General features: G+C 42.2%; 14 protein-coding genes. 11 read left to right on the top strand and 3 right to left on the bottom strand.

Translation table 11 applies throughout. The features are described 5' to 3' along the window. Positions 1–206: 206 nt before the first annotated feature. The 7 genes from B2727_RS07725 (at position 207) to B2727_RS07695 (ending at position 5,342) form a co-directional block, all read left to right on the top strand. Positions 207–1,094, top strand: a complete 888-nt coding sequence (locus B2727_RS07725) for an MlaA family lipoprotein (protein WP_004804518.1) — start codon at positions 207–209, stop codon at positions 1,092–1,094. A 130-nt stretch (positions 1,095–1,224) separates the two neighbouring features. After that, positions 1,225–2,193: an RsbU family protein phosphatase GigA gene (gene gigA, locus B2727_RS07720; RefSeq protein WP_005207100.1), complete on the top strand. Its 969-nt coding sequence runs from the start codon at positions 1,225–1,227 to the stop codon at positions 2,191–2,193. Positions 2,194–2,295: 102 nt separating this feature from the next. Continuing rightward, positions 2,296–2,817, top strand: a complete 522-nt coding sequence (gene gigB, locus B2727_RS07715; protein WP_005207099.1) for an anti-anti-sigma factor GigB — start codon at positions 2,296–2,298, stop codon at positions 2,815–2,817. Positions 2,818–2,845: 28 nt separating this feature from the next. Continuing rightward, positions 2,846–3,670 carry a carbon-nitrogen hydrolase family protein gene (locus B2727_RS07710; protein ID WP_033134669.1) on the top strand — a complete coding sequence of 275 codons (825 nt, stop codon included), beginning with the start codon at positions 2,846–2,848 and terminating at the stop codon, positions 3,668–3,670. 211 nt (positions 3,671–3,881) lie between these two features. Further along, positions 3,882–4,244, top strand: a complete 363-nt coding sequence (locus B2727_RS07705) for a DUF4951 domain-containing protein (protein WP_004804513.1) — start codon at positions 3,882–3,884, stop codon at positions 4,242–4,244. A 138-nt stretch (positions 4,245–4,382) separates the two neighbouring features. Then, positions 4,383–4,820 (top strand): MarR family winged helix-turn-helix transcriptional regulator, encoded by a 438-nt coding sequence (locus B2727_RS07700; protein ID WP_005312319.1) that lies wholly within the window; start codon positions 4,383–4,385, stop codon positions 4,818–4,820. A gap of 87 nt (positions 4,821–4,907) precedes the next feature. Further along, entirely contained in the window at positions 4,908–5,342 is a 435-nt protein-coding gene (locus tag B2727_RS07695) for an organic hydroperoxide resistance protein (protein WP_005207095.1), read from the top strand. 61 nt (positions 5,343–5,403) lie between these two features. Here B2727_RS07695 and gspE read toward each other — a convergent pair whose 3' ends face one another. Continuing rightward, positions 5,404–6,894 carry a type II secretion system ATPase GspE gene (gene gspE, locus B2727_RS07690; protein WP_005207094.1) on the bottom strand — a complete coding sequence of 497 codons (1,491 nt, stop codon included), beginning with the start codon at positions 6,892–6,894 and terminating at the stop codon, positions 5,404–5,406. A 93-nt stretch (positions 6,895–6,987) separates the two neighbouring features. Here gspE and B2727_RS07685 point away from each other — a divergent pair, with 93 nt between their 5' ends. Beyond that, a complete protein-coding gene (locus tag B2727_RS07685; protein WP_005207093.1) occupies positions 6,988–7,809 on the top strand; it encodes a hypothetical protein in 822 nt (273 codons plus the stop codon). A 9-nt stretch (positions 7,810–7,818) separates the two neighbouring features. Further along, positions 7,819–8,736 (top strand): mechanosensitive ion channel family protein, encoded by a 918-nt coding sequence (locus B2727_RS07680; RefSeq protein WP_004804508.1) that lies wholly within the window; start codon positions 7,819–7,821, stop codon positions 8,734–8,736. Here B2727_RS07680 and B2727_RS07675 read toward each other — a convergent pair. After that, positions 8,733–11,600, bottom strand: a complete 2,868-nt coding sequence (locus B2727_RS07675; RefSeq protein WP_033134670.1) for a DUF2339 domain-containing protein — start codon at positions 11,598–11,600, stop codon at positions 8,733–8,735. The genes B2727_RS07680 and B2727_RS07675 overlap by 4 nt on opposite strands. A gap of 188 nt (positions 11,601–11,788) precedes the next feature. Between B2727_RS07675 and polA the strand changes: the two genes are divergently transcribed. Both polA and B2727_RS07665 read left to right on the top strand, forming a co-directional pair. Then, positions 11,789–14,554: a DNA polymerase I gene (polA, locus tag B2727_RS07670; protein WP_241289233.1), complete on the top strand. Its 2,766-nt coding sequence runs from the start codon at positions 11,789–11,791 to the stop codon at positions 14,552–14,554. 127 nt (positions 14,555–14,681) lie between these two features. Further along, positions 14,682–15,812 (top strand): acyltransferase family protein, encoded by a 1,131-nt coding sequence (locus B2727_RS07665; RefSeq protein WP_033134672.1) that lies wholly within the window; start codon positions 14,682–14,684, stop codon positions 15,810–15,812. A gap of 41 nt (positions 15,813–15,853) precedes the next feature. Here B2727_RS07665 and B2727_RS07660 read toward each other — a convergent pair whose 3' ends face one another. Next, positions 15,854–16,423 carry a YggT family protein gene (locus tag B2727_RS07660; protein WP_005184711.1) on the bottom strand — a complete coding sequence of 190 codons (570 nt, stop codon included), beginning with the start codon at positions 16,421–16,423 and terminating at the stop codon, positions 15,854–15,856. Positions 16,424–16,432 lie beyond the last annotated feature (9 nt).

Raw genomic sequence — 16,432 nt, 5'->3', positions numbered from 1 at the left:
CATCCAACACAACCCCATTTTCATTCTTTTTTATTCGAGTGAACATTTTTAAACCAAAATCACAATTTTTCTTATATTTTTCGATCGAATTTGTTTTAATAATAGGAGAACAACTAAACTATATGCTCATCTTTATGTTGCGCGTTCTATGACGCAATCATTTTAATGGCTGTATTATTTCGCTCTAACAGCGATTAAGGACTTATATGCATTACTCAAATTTTATCTTGCTTGGGTTGTTAACTGCTGGAGCATGTTCATCAGTAGTCGCACAAGACACTCCCAGCGATTCAGCCAATCAAGCTAATGCTGTAACAAGCCAAGTCACTGCTGAGCAAAAAACCTCTACGATTCAAGCCATCAAAGATTTAAAACATCTGACCAAAGATGACTTAAAAGTAAATGCGAATGCAGCACAACCTGATTCTGTTAAAGACCCTCTACAACCATTGAATCGCCAAGTCTATGCATTCAATGACATGTTAGACCGTAACTTATTAAAGCCTATTGCAATTCAATATGTTGCTAAAGTGCCAGAACCTGTGCGTAGTCCTTATCGCCAATTTCGCAAAAACTTAGGTGAACCTTGGAATGCAGTTAACCAGTTAATGCAAGGTCGCCCAACGCGCGCCGCAAAAACTTTAGGCCGTTTTACAGTGAATACTTTAACGACTTTGGGTTTTGCTGATCCAGCACGTCGTTTGGGTTTAAGCACTGAAGAGGAAAGTTTTGGTGTGACTCTAGGCTATTATGGTGTTCCCTCTGGTCCTTATGTGATGTTGCCTTTCTTTGGCCCAAGTACCTTCCGTGATGGTTTTGGTTTAGCCGCCGATAGCTATGGTCGTCCACAAAAATACTTACTAGATGATCATGAAGGTATTTATTGGTCAACCAATGTATTACAGGCAGTTGATGCACGTTCTCAAATTCTTGATATTGAAGAAAGTCTAAAGGGTGACAAGTACGCAATGATTCGAGATTTCTATTTACAACGTAAAGCTTTCCAGATTGCAGAAAAGCGTGGCGACTCAAATGATGTTTCTTTCATTAGCGATGAAGATGACATTGATGACAGCTCTTCCCATGAAAAATGATTAATTTAAAATAATGTTTTACAAACTTATGTATTGCCAGAGAATTTAAACTCTGGCAATACTATATCCAAGGTCATCTTTCATCTATGATGAATTTTAAATGATCATACAAAGGATTGGCTATTCATCTATGTATTTCATACAACCCACGCGTTCCGTACCTTGTTTAGATCAAGCTTTAACTGAGTTACCGAGTTTGCAGATCATTCAAATTGATGACTTGGATTTGTATGATCAAACCATCATTGCAATTGCCGATGTACAAGACTTTTTAAAATATCAGTGGAAACTCCCAACAATTGTACTTGCATTTGAACATGAAGGCACAGCGTTAGCACAAGCATGGGAACAAGGTGCATTAGCAGGTTGGATTTGGGATAGTTTGCCAAAAAATCCGATTCATTCTTTGTTTAAAATAGATGCTCAATACAAACGTAATCAAGATAGTCGAGATTTACCCTCTGCTGCCGAATTACAAAAGCGTCTTTTACCGAACCCAATCGAATTACCAAACTATCAGTTTGAATCCCTTTTTCAACCGTCTGCTTATTTATCTGGGGATTGGTATGATTATTGGCGTTTAAATGATGAAGAAGTATTGTTCTATCTGGCTGATGTTTCAGGACATGGCGTCACCAGCAGCTTATTAACCTCGTGGATGGCAGCCTTTCATGGCCGTTCAAAAACACCAAGCCAATTGATTCAAAAGCTGAATGCGATGTTGGTACAAGAGAATATTGAAAAACACATTACCATGGTGGCTGGGATCTTAAATTTAGTCACCCATGAAGTGCGTTGGTCAAGTGCAGGACATTACCCTCCCCCCATTATTTTTGAACCGAATCAACCGCCTCAGATTCTAACGACCAGCAGCTTTCCACTTGGCCTGACTGAAGAGCTTGAAGTCGAAGAACACCACTGTAAATTAAGTCGTCATGCGCGGTTCATTTTATGCTCTGATGGTGCCTTGGAACCATTTGATGGTGGTCTGAACGATCAGTTTAATCAATTGGTCGAACATCTTCAAAATGACTCATTCAAAGCCCCTGAACATGTAGCAGATGACATTGCAATTTTGAGCATATGTCGAATGAATTAATATTAAAATCAATATCTTAATTAAATCACACCCTCCAACCACTTGTGTCTCCAATATCACTATGGGATAATTTCATATCCTTTCTCTGAAAATGGCATTTATATGTCAACAGGTCATGTTGAATATGCAAGTTTGAACGGAACGCATATTTTCAAGCTTATTGGCGAAGTGCGTGCTCACTCTTGTATAAGTCTAGACAAACTACTCAATCGAATTGAACAACAGCAAAATGTTGTTGGTGCAATCGTTGACTTAACCGAAACCACGTTTATTGACAGTACTGTTTTAGGTATATTGGCAAAACTAGGTTTAAAGCTTAAGCAAGTTCATCACATACAAGCCGTTATGCTCTCGACAAATCCAGATATTACGACCTTAGCCAATAGCATGGGGCTTGGGCAAGTATTTGTGATTTTAAACTACTGTGGCGATCCAAGTGTATGTACATTGGAGCTTACAGAAGAGCAAGTGACGCACAGCGCAATGCTCAACACTGTGCTCGATGCACACAAAACACTGATGCACTTGAACGAAAACAACCAAAATATGTTTGAACCATTGGTTAAGCAATTGCAAAAAGAGCAAGATTGCTTAAATCTCGACGTACAAAAACAAAACGCTTGATCGTTAAACTCAGTATCGTGATCTCCCTATGACCTTACTTTCTGTTGCACAGATGAATTCTCAAAATGACATTGAAGCAAACTTCGATGTCATCGAATCATTACTTCAACAAAGTAAGGCTCAAGGTGCTGAGCTGATTGTTTTCCCCGAGAATTTTGTTTGCTTTGCTGCGGGTAAGCAACGCGAAACCGCAGCACAATTCGAAGCAATTCAAGCACGCCTAGAACAGTTATCGCATCGTTATCAAATCTGGATTGTTGCAGGTACACTCCCATGCCCTTTCCGTCCAGATGGTTCGGTGATTCAAGATGGTCGCGTTCGCACGGTCAGCTTATGTATTAGTCCTGAAGGGACTGAAGCACGTTATGACAAAATCCACCTGTTTGATGTACAAGTCGGCGATGCTGTAGGTGGTTATCAGGAATCTAAATTCTTTGAACCTGGCGATCAAGTTGTGGTTGCCAAAACGCCTTTTGGCAATATCGGACTTATGGTCTGCTATGACTTACGCTTTCCTGAACTTGCTTTAACTTTACGTCAGCAAGGTGCCAATATCTTAACGGCCCCAGCTGCATTTACCTATACGACAGGCCAGCTCCACTGGCAATTATTGCTACAAGCACGGGCCATGGATAGTCAGTGTTATGTTTTAGGTGCTGCACAACAAGGTTGGCATGGTGAACAACGTCAAACTTGGGGACATGCCGGTATTACAGATAGCCGCGGCCAATTGCTGCAAAGCATTGAAACTGAAGGACACGGCCTAATCGCTAGTGAATTTGATCTTAAGACACAAAACACACTTCGCCTTGCAATGCCGTTAATGCAGCATCGTAAGATTATTGCCTATTAACTCCCTCTTCATCTTTACACCACTTTCAACACACTGCTGTACAAAATACAAGCACACAAGATCAATCTGACTGCAATGATCAACTTTTATAAATGCCTGATCTATAGAATCATGATTTAATACAAATTATTAATCATAGTAGAACAAAGTCAGCCAATTTTGGGCTAGCTATGATGTAACATCATCCGTTAATTCTTATTAAGCTTTATTCATGTTTAGATTGATTGTTATTTTCTTTTTTTTGGGGACCGCTGTACAACTTCACGCGACATCTGTGGATGTAGATGGTGATGAATCAACTCAATCATCTCGTGTTTTGTCTACGCCACAAAACTTATCGCTGAATGCTTTTGGGCAATGGATCATTGGCTGGGGAACAGGTGCTGAAGGTGCAAGGCAGAGATTAGACAATATTCAACGTGAAGACGTTATGGTCATTAAACAAAAAGGCACAACCTTAGAAATGATCAAAGCATGGCAGCAACATTTTGAACTTGAAGCTCAGAATAATCTCAATAACCCCACCGCACGCTACCGAGCAAGATTGATGAAAAAAATTGCTGAGCTTTGGTAATTGGCAATTTAAGTAAGCGATAGAAAGCATAAGTTTTTACAGCTTGTGCTTTTTTCATTTGAATTGATACTGAAACTACTTAGGTAATCGATTAGACCAAGATATACTGCATCTATTCAATTATTATTTGAGGGCTGCATGGGCGAAGAGCATCCGCAACTGTTATTAGACAATCAGTTATGTTTTCTGATTTATTCGACCAATCTCGCATTGAATCAGGTTTATCGCCAATTACTCGCACCACTTGGCTTAACCTATCCACAATATCTGGTGATGTTGGTGCTATGGGAAAAAGATCAGCTCTCTGTCTCAGAGATTGGTGAACGACTATTTTTAGAATCATCTACACTTACGCCATTACTAAAAAAACTTGAAGCAGCTGACTTAATTACTCGTCAACGCTCAAGTAAAGATGAACGACAAGTGATTATTACCCTGACCCCACAAGGGCAAGCTTTACAATTACAAGCGATTGATATTCCAAATCAACTGGCTCAAGCCGCATCCTGTTCACCAACAGCATTATTGGCACTAAAAGATCAGCTTTCAGAACTTCGCACACATCTAAACAAATAAGTTTAAAATTTACACAACAGCAACTTGTTTTTTAATTTATATCGTGTACGATTTAATTGTATTCAATATTATTTAGGAATAATAATCATGTCTTTAGAAAAAGTGGTTTATCGTGCGAAAGCAAAAGCAACAGGTGGTCGTGATGGTCGTGCAACGTCCTCTGACGGTGTTTTAGATGTGCAATTAGGGGTGCCAAAAGAAATGGGCGGTGCAGGTGGCGCAGTCACTAATCCAGAACAATTGTTTGCTGCTGGCTATTCTGCATGTTTCTTAGGTGCAATGAAGTTTGTAGCGAATCGCGATAAATTTAAAATTAGCAAAGATGCCTATGTTGAAGGTGAAGTCGGCATTGGTCCGATTCCAAATGGTTTTGGTATTGAAGTGACCTTGAATGTGTATTTAATTGGAATGGAACAAGCAGAAGCAGAGCAATTGGTTGCGGCTGCACATATCGTTTGCCCTTATTCAAATGCAACACGTAACAATATCGACGTTACTTTCAATATCGTGACGACTGCATAATCCGAATACTCAAACAAAAACAGCATGGTTAGACCATGCTGTTTTTTATTCGTGAATCGATTTATTCTTCCGCAGCTTCATTGGTGACACGAAGTACTTCTTCTAATGTGGTTTTTCCAGCCAATACTTTAAGTAAACCATCATCACGAATCGATGCAGCATGACGACGTGCATAATTTTCCAATTCATACTCAGCGGCATTGCCATGAATCAAACGGCGCATCGATTCATCGACTGGTACAATTTCATAAATTGCGGTTCGCCCACTAAACCCAACGTGTGAACATTTTTCACAACCATGTGGTTCCGGCAATTCCATATGTTCATCAACTTTGAGATGCTGAAATACTTGTCGCTCGAAATCATCAGCCTTACGCCAAGTCACACAATGCGGACATAAAGTACGAACCAGACGCTGCGCAATCACCCCAATCAGTGAACTAGCAAGTAAGAATGGTTCAATTCCCATATCTTTAAGACGCGTTACTGCACCAATTGCCGTATTAGTATGCAGTGTGGATAACACCAAGTGACCCGTTAAAGAGGCTTGTACTGCAATTTCCGCAGTTTCCAAATCACGAATCTCTCCGACCATCACCACATCTGGATCTTGACGCAACATCGCTTTTAACGCACGCGCAAAGGTCATATCCACTTTGGTATTGACCTGTGTTTGGCCAATACCTTCCAATTGATATTCAATCGGATCTTCGGCAGTCAAAATATTACGCGTATGGTCATTCAAATCTGACAATGCTGCATACAAGGTGGTGGTTTTACCTGAACCCGTTGGACCTGTCACCAAGATAATGCCATGTGGTCGATGAACCAGTTGCGTTAAACGATCATAGTCATTTTGCATCAAGCCCAAATGCGTCATGTTCAAGCGTCCGGCTTGCTTGTCCAGCAAACGCATGACCACACGTTCGCCATGCGAAGACGGTAAAGTTGAGACACGCACATCTACTTCACGCCCTGCGAGACGTAATGAAATACGACCATCTTGTGGTACACGCTTTTCCGCAATATCCAGTTTCGCCATGACTTTAATACGTGATACCAACAACGGCGCTAATTCACGGCGTGGCTGAACAATTTCACGTAGTTGACCATCGACACGTAATCGTACAGAAAGCTTTTTCTCAAAAGCTTCGATATGAATATCAGAGGCACTGACACGAATCGCTTCGGACAATAAAGCATTGATTAGACGCACGATCGGTGCATCATCTTCCTGATCCATCAAGTCTTCAGCTTCAGGTACTTGATCCGCCAAACTCAATAAATCTGGATGGTCTTCTAGGCCTGCCGCAACTTGTTGCGACTCGCCAGTATCCCCTGCATAGCTAGAACTCAGTAAGGCATGAAACTCTTGATCGGTACACAATTGATCGTGAGCTGTTTTCCCCAAAATTCGACGAGCTTCCTGCAAAGCAATACGCGCGGTGTCCTTGCGTCGTACAATAAAAACTTGATCGCCTTCATAACGTAACAAAACGCCATGTCGTTTAGCGAAACTATAAGGAATTTGTATTTGTTTAAGTATTTGCATCACACAAATAATGATAAAAGAAAGCAGTGAGTGTACTCTAAGCAGATTACAGCGTGAAGTCTGTTTAGCATACTCACACAGGAATTTTGCATCTTGTCTCAAAATAATCAATATCAAGCTCCCCATTCTGACGCTCTGAAATGGTGGGGCGAACAACAATTCGAAATTCAACAGGCCAAAGCGTGGCAATTCGGTTCATTGCTCTTTCGTCTCACCCGCGGCATCAAAGAATGGCGTTTGGAATATCATCGCCCTCAATTTCAGTATGACTATGAGCAGCAGTGGCGAATATTGAATGATATTGAATTTGCCATGCCGCCTCCGGCAAAAATCGAACGCTATATGTTCCACAAGACCAATGGCAGCTTTCATTTGATGCCTCGGTTGGCGGATCGCTCAGTGGTGATTCGACCTGTTGACCCGATTTATATTCCTGCGGGTCAGCGTGGCACCCTGTATATCAGTACCCCCTTGTGGATTGCGGGTTTGGTTGACGGTCTTTCTGAACCTCTATTTGATATTCCCGTGATTCAACCGAAAGATACTTGGTTTGGTAAAGACCCACAAAATGGTGAGATTTGCTACGCGACCTCTGTAGATGGTCGTATTGATTTGAATCTCCTCAAACCGCGTGCTTTCCGTGCGGTGACCCCGATTGAATTCCACAACACCAGTCACCATCAACTGCGTTTTGATCGCATGAATGTACCCGTCCCTGCACTGCCATTATTTTATAGCGAAAGTACAGGCCGTTTATGGACGTCTCAAATTAAAGTCTATTATGAGGGTACTGATCATCCAGCGCGTATTCGTATTGAAAATAAGACCCCAACCCAAGCGGGTGAAGTCACCTATGTGCATCCCCCTCGTGCACCAGGCAGTACTTTATTCAATATGTTTGATTCATTTTTTTAAGGGGTCGCGATGCCAAATTCGAATATTCCCAAAGATGTTGCCGGCAGCCTAACCAGTGTTTTCACCAACATTAACTTTGAGCGACTCAGTGAAATCGTGGTCGCCATTATTTTATGTTTTATCGGCTTCCTGATTGCACGTTTGGTTTCAAATGCCTTTATTCGCACGGTAGGTAGCCGCTTTAATGCGCATCAGCGTTTGTTATGGCGTCGGGGTATTTTTTACTTCATCTTCTTGCTATTCATTATGACCAGCCTCAGAGAAGCTGGTTTTAAACTCAGCGTATTTTTAGGTGCTGCTGGGATATTAACTGTCGCGCTCGGTTTCGCCTCTCAAACCTCTGCCAGTAACTTGATTAGTGGCTTGTTTTTGATTGGTGAAGGCTCTTTTGAAGTCGGTGACACCATTCAAATCACCTTAATTCGAGGTCAAACCATCGAAGGTGAAGTGATTTCGATTGATCTACTCTCAGTTAAACTTTTGACGCTGGATAATGTTTATATTCGTTTGCCGAATGAACAACTGATCCGAACCCCTGTGATGAACTTATCCAAATACCCGATACGGCGTATTCCAATCACCTTGGCGATTAACTTTCACGAAGACATTATTAAAGTGCGACATGTGCTGTTAGACGTTGCAGCCAAATATCCGCTGGTGATGGATGATCCTAAAGCCACGGTCACAGTGACGGCGTTTAGAGAATCTTCTATTGAACTGTTATTTGCGGTGTGGTGTCGTCAGGAAAACTCGCTCAAAGTACGCGATGAAATGCAGGAACGCATTCGTAATGGCTTCTTGGAAAATGAGATCGAGATTCCTGTACCGAAGATGGGCCTGATTGACCGACCTCTTCCCTTAGAAAATGACGAAGTTGATCAATATGCCAATCAAAAAGAACTCAAAAAAGAACAGAAAGAGAGTTAACTCTCTTTCTGAGTCTGTTCTATCGCAGGGGGTAAAGGTGCTAGATAAGCAATGACCAACATTACAGCCCCCGAACCAATAAAAGAAATCACACGGGTTAAAGTGCCACTTTGCGATAAATCCAATAACAACAGTTTCGTTACCACAATGCCTAACAAAGCTGCACCGACAAACCAAATTTGTCGGATGTGGCGGCGGCTGGAAAAAGTCATTAGAACAAAAGCTAAAATAACCCACAATAGTGTCAAACTGAGTTGAACATCACCATTCGACCAAATTGCTGTCCCCCAGAATGGTGTGCCCAAATAATGATGCATAGCACGCACCACCACACTACTCAGCACCAATAGGCCAATCAAAATGGTGGTAACTTTAAAGCCCCATTCCATCGAGCGTTCTGCACTAAAGTCATGCTGATATATCGTCCAGATCAGACCTGCAAACACCAGTAAAGACAAAAGATCGGTAGGATTGATTAACGGTAAAGCATAATACTGTTCAGCCGAATACGGATCTAGACTAATCAGCAATAACCAAAACAGGCTTAAGCCCCATACAGGTAATTGATGTAATAACTGTGTTTTATGCGATCGTAATAACCAAACAGCATAAATCACAGGGATCAACGCAAGCGCTGCAATCGGCATGATTGGGAAAATGGCCAAACCGATACTGGCAAGACTCAACCACAGCAACGTCGCCCAAATCACCGTATAGACGCTAGACTTGCTCAAATTCAAGCTGATCAGCAGCAAGGACAATAAGCTCGCAGCGACAGCAAAGCCAACCTGATTTAAGGTGCTCGGCCAATGTCCTGTTGAGTAAACCTCTACAGCAAAAGTTTCCCCGTACAGTAAGAATAACAACACCGCCACCAAAATCAGCTGTAGATTGCCCCACTGCAAACGTGATTTAACATACACAGCCAGACTAAACAATGCCAATAATATTGCATCAATCGCGAGATAAGGGCTCAGCCCATGTTGTTGACATTGCATCCATTCAACAGCAGCAATCGCGCCTGAATACAAACCGAGTGCCAGAAAAACCCCACTCAACATACGGGCACTGAAATACTTCTCGACTTCTTGATAATGCAATAAGTAAAAAGCAGAAATAAATTGAGCAAGCGCAAAAATCGCGGTACTTAAAATTGGGAAATGATCGTTTGACCACACTTGGAACAGCAGCGCCACTGAACTTAATAATACCAATGCCACGCCAACATAACGGCTTAAACGATATCGCTCGGTCACGCCCCAAACAATCAGTGCAGTTCCCTGAATCACCCAACCTGTTGACGTCCAATGTGCTCCTTTGGCCAGCGGGAAAATCAACGCAACGAAGACCACAGCAAGAATAAAGAAACTTTTAGCCAAAATTGATAATTGTGGATGCTGGCGTTTAATCCAGATATTTAAACTGATATACACAATCGCGAGTGCAACCGCTCCCCAAGTGAGTGCTGAGGTCGAGTTATGCATTAAATAAGCATGTAGCGAAAAGCCCAGTACAGGAACACTAAAAATCAGGCCTACATCTAAAATCGGTTGTAAACGCTCAGATGCCTGAGCTGTTTGTTGCTGCGCATTTTGAGCACGTAACATCAATTGGCTATAACGAATACTCAGCCAGATAAATAGCGCTATATGTAGCCAGAGAATGATATCTAGCGTATTAAACTGCGAGGTTTTTGCATAAATCCCGATCGTCGAACCACCAATAAACATGGTGGCGAAGAAAGCAATTTGATGCAGAATTTTCCAGGGTTGAATAAAATTCAACGCAGCCACGGCTAAGTTAATGACAAAATAATAACTAAATAAGAAAATCACATCAGGATGATTTTGTGGAATGACCAGCGGAGCCAGATAGGCCATGGTTAAAGCCAACATCGCCAAATACAAGGCTTGTTGCTTTAAACTTAAGTAAACGGTCGCCAATAATAAAATGACAAACAGAATACTAGCGGTACTTAAGCTGGCAATGACGGCGAAATGATGCGAGAAGATCAGGGTTAAAAAAACTACCGCTAAACCGACGCCTTGTAGAGCCACTGCAAATAATTGATTTTTCTTTTGCAGTAAATATCCTGCAACAGTTGTGGCTACGCCCGCAATCGCAATAAAACCCAGTTTCACACCTAAGCTGAGTTGCCAATGTTCACTGGCAAAACGTAAGAGTAAAATCACACCGACCATTAATATGGCAACAGCAACACGGAGAATGGGATTACCATGTATCATCCAGTCCAATGCAGGCTGCCACCAAGCAGGTTGTTTGGATTCAGAAGAATGAGCAGCGGAAGTAGCGTTCTGAAGTATTGGACTTTGAACTGATTCAGGTCGAGCCTGCATCCAAGCTGGCTGCTGCTGTTCCACAATTGCAGAGTTTGAAGCTGTCGTTTCATCCCATTCAGCAGATTGAGCAATATTTGGCGTCTGTTGTTGTGGCTGAATTAAAATATCTGGATTGAGTGATTGTGTTGCAACCTGCTCTAAATGCAGCAATCGGGTTTGAAAAGCACTGATGGTTTGGATCAAACACAACAACAATACCAATAAAGCGCCACCTGCGAGCCAGATCCAAGTATTGGCATAGGCAAATAAGGCGACGAGTGCCGCGGCATATATCACAATTTTTTGTACGCCAATACCAGCCCCTAATGCAGAATAGCTCGGTGCAGCTTGCTCTAGTTGCAGCAAACGCTGATGAATTTCAGACAGAACGTGCACAATAACAACGGTCAATCCAATCCCAGCAGCAACAATTGTCCCTTGCCACTTCAATACAATTGCAGCCGCAAGCAATACAGCCAAGGCAATTAATACAACGATGAGTCCCTGTTTGTCTTTTTTATACATAGACTTATATCAATTATGACAGCTTCATTGCGGCTATCTTACTTGATCACTAGATAGGCAGGTATTGTTACATACAAAATACTGCAAATTTTAAACGACATAAGCAGCCGCTCTCCGTCCAGTTCAGATAAGACAGCCACCACTTTTTCACGTAAAATACCGAGTAATTTATAATTAGGATTTGCGCAATGCCACCTTTTGTCTTGGTAGACGGGTCTTATTTCTTATTTCGTGCTTTTCACGCCTTACCCCCATTAACCACGTCGACTGGCTTACATACCAATGCCATTCGAGGTGCAATCTCAGCGATCCAAAAACTGATGCGTCGCACTCAGCCTACCCATATGGCTGTGATTTTTGATACGCCAGAACCAACCTTCCGTCATAAATTATCGCCAATCTACAAAGGCGATCGTCCAAGCATGCCTGAGGAGTTATCTCAACAGATTCCTTATTTACATGCATTGATCAAAGCGCAAGGGATTCCTTTGTATTTTCTCGCAGGTGCAGAAGCGGATGACATTATTGGGACTTTAACCAAACGTGCCTTGGCAGAAGGTCATCACGTCCTCATCTCGACGGGCGACAAAGACATGGCGCAGTTGGTCAATGAACATGTCAAACTGGAAGACAGCTTTAAAGAACGTGTTTTAGATGAAGCAGGTGTTTTTGAAAAGTTCGGTGTACATCCAAATCAAATTATCGATTACCTCACCCTGATGGGCGATGCGTCTGACGGCATCATGGGCGTTCCAGGTGTTGGCGCAAAAACAGCGGCAAAGCTGCTGAATGAATACGGCACATTAAACAATATTATTGCCAATGCTGATCAGCTTAAAGGCAAACTCAGCCAGAATATTAAAGATAATGTAGACAACATCAAAGTTGACCATCAACTTGCCAGCATTGTCTGTGATCTTGATCTTGCCTTAGATTGGCATGACCTCAAACTCGCCAATCCTAATGTGGATCAACTCCGTGAGCTCTATACTGAATTAGAATTTCGTAACCAATTACAATCCTTAGACCATCCCAACAATCCCAATAGTTCTGCTTATCAACAAACCTCGCAAAGTATTGCCAAAGCTGAACTAAAAGCAGAACCCGTGGTGGCTGAAGATCATGCCAATCTATCAAGTCAAGATGATCAACTCGGTAATGCGACTTATCATACGGTATTGAGCCAACAAGATTGGGATGCCTTATTGCAGCGTATGCAGCAAGCCAATCATTTTGCGATTGATACTGAAACGACTAATCTGGATTATCGCTTTGCCGAACTGGTCGGTTTCTCGGTCGCGTTTGATGCCAAAGATGCCTATTACGTTCCTGTGGCACATGATTATGAAGGTGCCCCTGAACAACTGAATCGTGAACTGGTTCTGGCTCAGATCAAACCGATCCTTGAAAATGAACAAGTCAAGAAAATTGGTCATCATTTAAAATATGATGCGCATATCTTTGCCAATCATGGTATCACCATTCAAGGTTGGTATTTCGATACCATGCTTGCTTCATATGTATTGAATGCCGCTGCAACGCGACATGGTATGGACGATGTTGCTCGTCTTTATCTCAGCCATTTGACCACGACTTTTGAACAAATCGCAGGTAAAGGTGCAAAGCAAAAAACCTTTAATCAGATTGAGCTTGAAGTCGCAGCGCATTATGCCGCCGAAGATGCGCATGTCACTTATCGTTTGTATGAAGTCCTTGCAGCAAAACTGAAAGCCCATCCAGAACTGGTCAATATTCTACATAATATTGAAATGCCTGTTGCTCGCGTGCTCACAGGCATGGAAGAAGATGGCATTAAGCTGGATCATCAATTCCTCGATCAACTCAGTGTCGAGTTTTCAGAAACCATTCAAACGCTGGAAGCTCAAGCAGCGGAATTGGCAGGCGAAGCCTTTAATGTTGCTTCACCAAAGCAAGTCGGTGAAGTCCTGTTTGAGAAACTTGGACTCAAAGGGGGTAAGAAAACTGCAACAGGTCAATACAGCACCAGTGAAAGTATTTTAGAGAAAATCGAACATCCATTGGCTGAAGTCATTTTGGAACATCGTGGCTTGGCAAAACTCAAAAATACCTACACCGATCGCCTGATTGAACAATCGCATGACACAACCCATCGTGTACATACCAGCTATCATCAAGCTTTAACTGCAACAGGCCGCTTGTCTTCAACCGATCCAAACCTGCAAAACATTCCAATTCGTACTCCGATTGGGCGTCAAATTCGTAAAGCCTTTATTGCACCTGAGGGCCGAGTGTTACTCGCTGCCGATTATTCGCAAATCGAACTGCGTTTGATGGCTCATTTCTCTCAAGATGATGCGTTAGTTCATGCCTTCCAACAAGGTCAGGATGTACACCGCCGCACTGCATCTGAAGTACTTGGCATTGCCATTGAAGATGTGACCAATGACCAACGTCGCCAAGCCAAAGCGGTTAACTTTGGTCTGCTCTATGGTATGTCTGAATTTGGTTTAACCCGTCAACTTGGCTTTAGCCGTGAAGAATCACGCAGCTACATCGCACGTTACTTCCAGCGTTATCCGGGCGTATTGGATTATATGGAACGTACGCGTCAGATTGCGCGTGAACAAGGCTTTGTTGAAACCATTTTAGGCCGTCGTCTATATACACCAGACATTATGGCAAGCAATAAAATGATCAAACAAGCAGCTGAACGCGCGGCAATCAATGCGCCTTTACAAGGCAGTGCGGCAGATATTATTAAACTTGCTATGATTGCAGTCGATAAAATGCTACCTAAAGATCAAGCCAAGCTGTTATTACAAGTGCACGATGAACTTGTGTTTGAAGCGGATGCTGCGATTGCGGATGAACTATCCAAGCAAATTGCTGAAGTGATGCAATCGGTATTAGAAATTTCAGTGCCGTTTGTGGTTGAAGTTGGGCAAGGTCCAAACTGGGATGCTGCCCACTAAGCCATCCACACACTCGAAAAACAAAATGTTTCTTGCAGACAGGGGATAAACTCCCCTGCGCTACAAGAAAACTGAAAATAAAGAATATCTGATAAAAATTAATTCGTATAGGAGAAAGGAATGCAATATGTCCTTTAATCAAGTCCAATTTAAACGCTTTCACTCTATTGATTCATTACGCTGTATTTCAATCTTTTTGGTTTTACTGCATCACTTCAATATCCCTTATAAGCTCTTTGACACCTCGATCAATTTTCAGTTTTTTGGTGAAAACATCACCACGCTTTTAGCCCGCAATGGTAATTATGGTGTCACCATGTTCTTTGTCATCTCGGGCTATCTCATCACCTCACATACCATCAAACGCTGGGGTGCATTACATCAGATCAATACGCGCGACTTTTATATTTCACGATTCGCTCGCATCATGCCAACCTTGATTCTGCTGATCTGTCTGGTCAATATCTTCGGTGCATTTGAGCTTAAATCTTTTATGACTCAGGCTCCAAATGGCATTGTCGTCGCTCAGTCAACAGTTAACCTAGCAGCGTTGACCTTTTGGATGAACATCCTAATTATTGAAAATGGTTGGGTCAACTATGCGCTTGGCGTGTTATGGTCTTTATCTGTGGAAGAAGTGTTTTATCTACTGTTCCCACTGACAGCACTGCTATTCAAGAAAAAGCCCTACTTTCTATTTGTCTGTTTCGCGCTGATTCTATTTGCACCTTATTTTAGATATTTACATTATGGTGAGGAAAGTGGTGCCTACCTCTACCATTACTTCTCTAGTTTTGATGGGATTGCCTTTGGCTGTATTGCAGCACTGATCGCACCGCAACTTAAGCTGCAAGCCGAAACTTGGTTAGGGTTGAAATACCTTGCCATTGCGACGATGTTTATCATTTATTTTTCTGCACCAATTAAACAAAACTGTATTTGGGGCGTCAGCCTATTTGCACTTGCGACAGCAATCGTGATTGTTGCGAATGTGGCAAATGAACACAGCACCACGCTGACACAGCGGTTTAAGTGGTTACAGGAGATTGGCAAGAATAGTTATGAAATTTATTTATTCCACCTGATTATTTTAGGTTTTTTTAAACTGTTTTATACGCCAGCAGTCACAGAAGGCAACATTAAACTGATCTTATTATTGGTCTATTTTGTCCTTGCGATTGGGCTAGGTGCTTTCATTGCACGCTATTTCTCCAATCCATTAAATCGAGCCATACGGCAACGTTTGATCAAGAAATAAAAAATGGGCATAACGCCCATTTTTTATTGAATCAGATTGGCTTAAAGACCAGTTAATAGCACTTTAGCTGCTTCGTTCATCAGAATCTCAGCCACGTACAAAGCCAAGAACGCCAAGATTGGAGACAGGTCAATCATCCCCATGTTCGGCAATAAGCGACGGAATGGTGCAAGCAATGGTTCAGCCAATTCTTGGATCACTTCAATATAAGGTGAGCGTGACTGCGTAAACATCACCACCCAACTTAAAATGATCGTTGCAAAAATCAAGTAACGACAGAAGCGAATCAAATCTTGAATCATGGTCACAAATGTCGTAATCACCAGATACACCGCACTATGTGGCATCTGCCCAGACAAATACATCAGACCAAACATTTTCAGGAGATACAGCACCACCAACAAAGCAACTGCCGCTAAATTGACACGGCCTTTACCAATCGTCGGGAAAATGCGGCTAAACACATCCACAATCTTGGTGGCTTTCACGGTTGAAAGCACTACAGGATTGTATGGACTGACTGCTGCCAATTGCATTAAAAAACGGAAAAAGACCAATAAAATTGCAACATTGATCAAAACACCAAAAATTAGCGCAGAACTTGCACCCATAATTGTCTT

Source organism: Acinetobacter sp. UBA991 (genome assembly GCF_002292065.1).
GTDB lineage: Bacteria > Pseudomonadota > Gammaproteobacteria > Pseudomonadales > Moraxellaceae > Acinetobacter > Acinetobacter higginsii.
The sequence above is the reverse complement of the archived record's forward strand: the minus strand, read 5'-3'. Positions and strand labels throughout refer to the sequence as shown.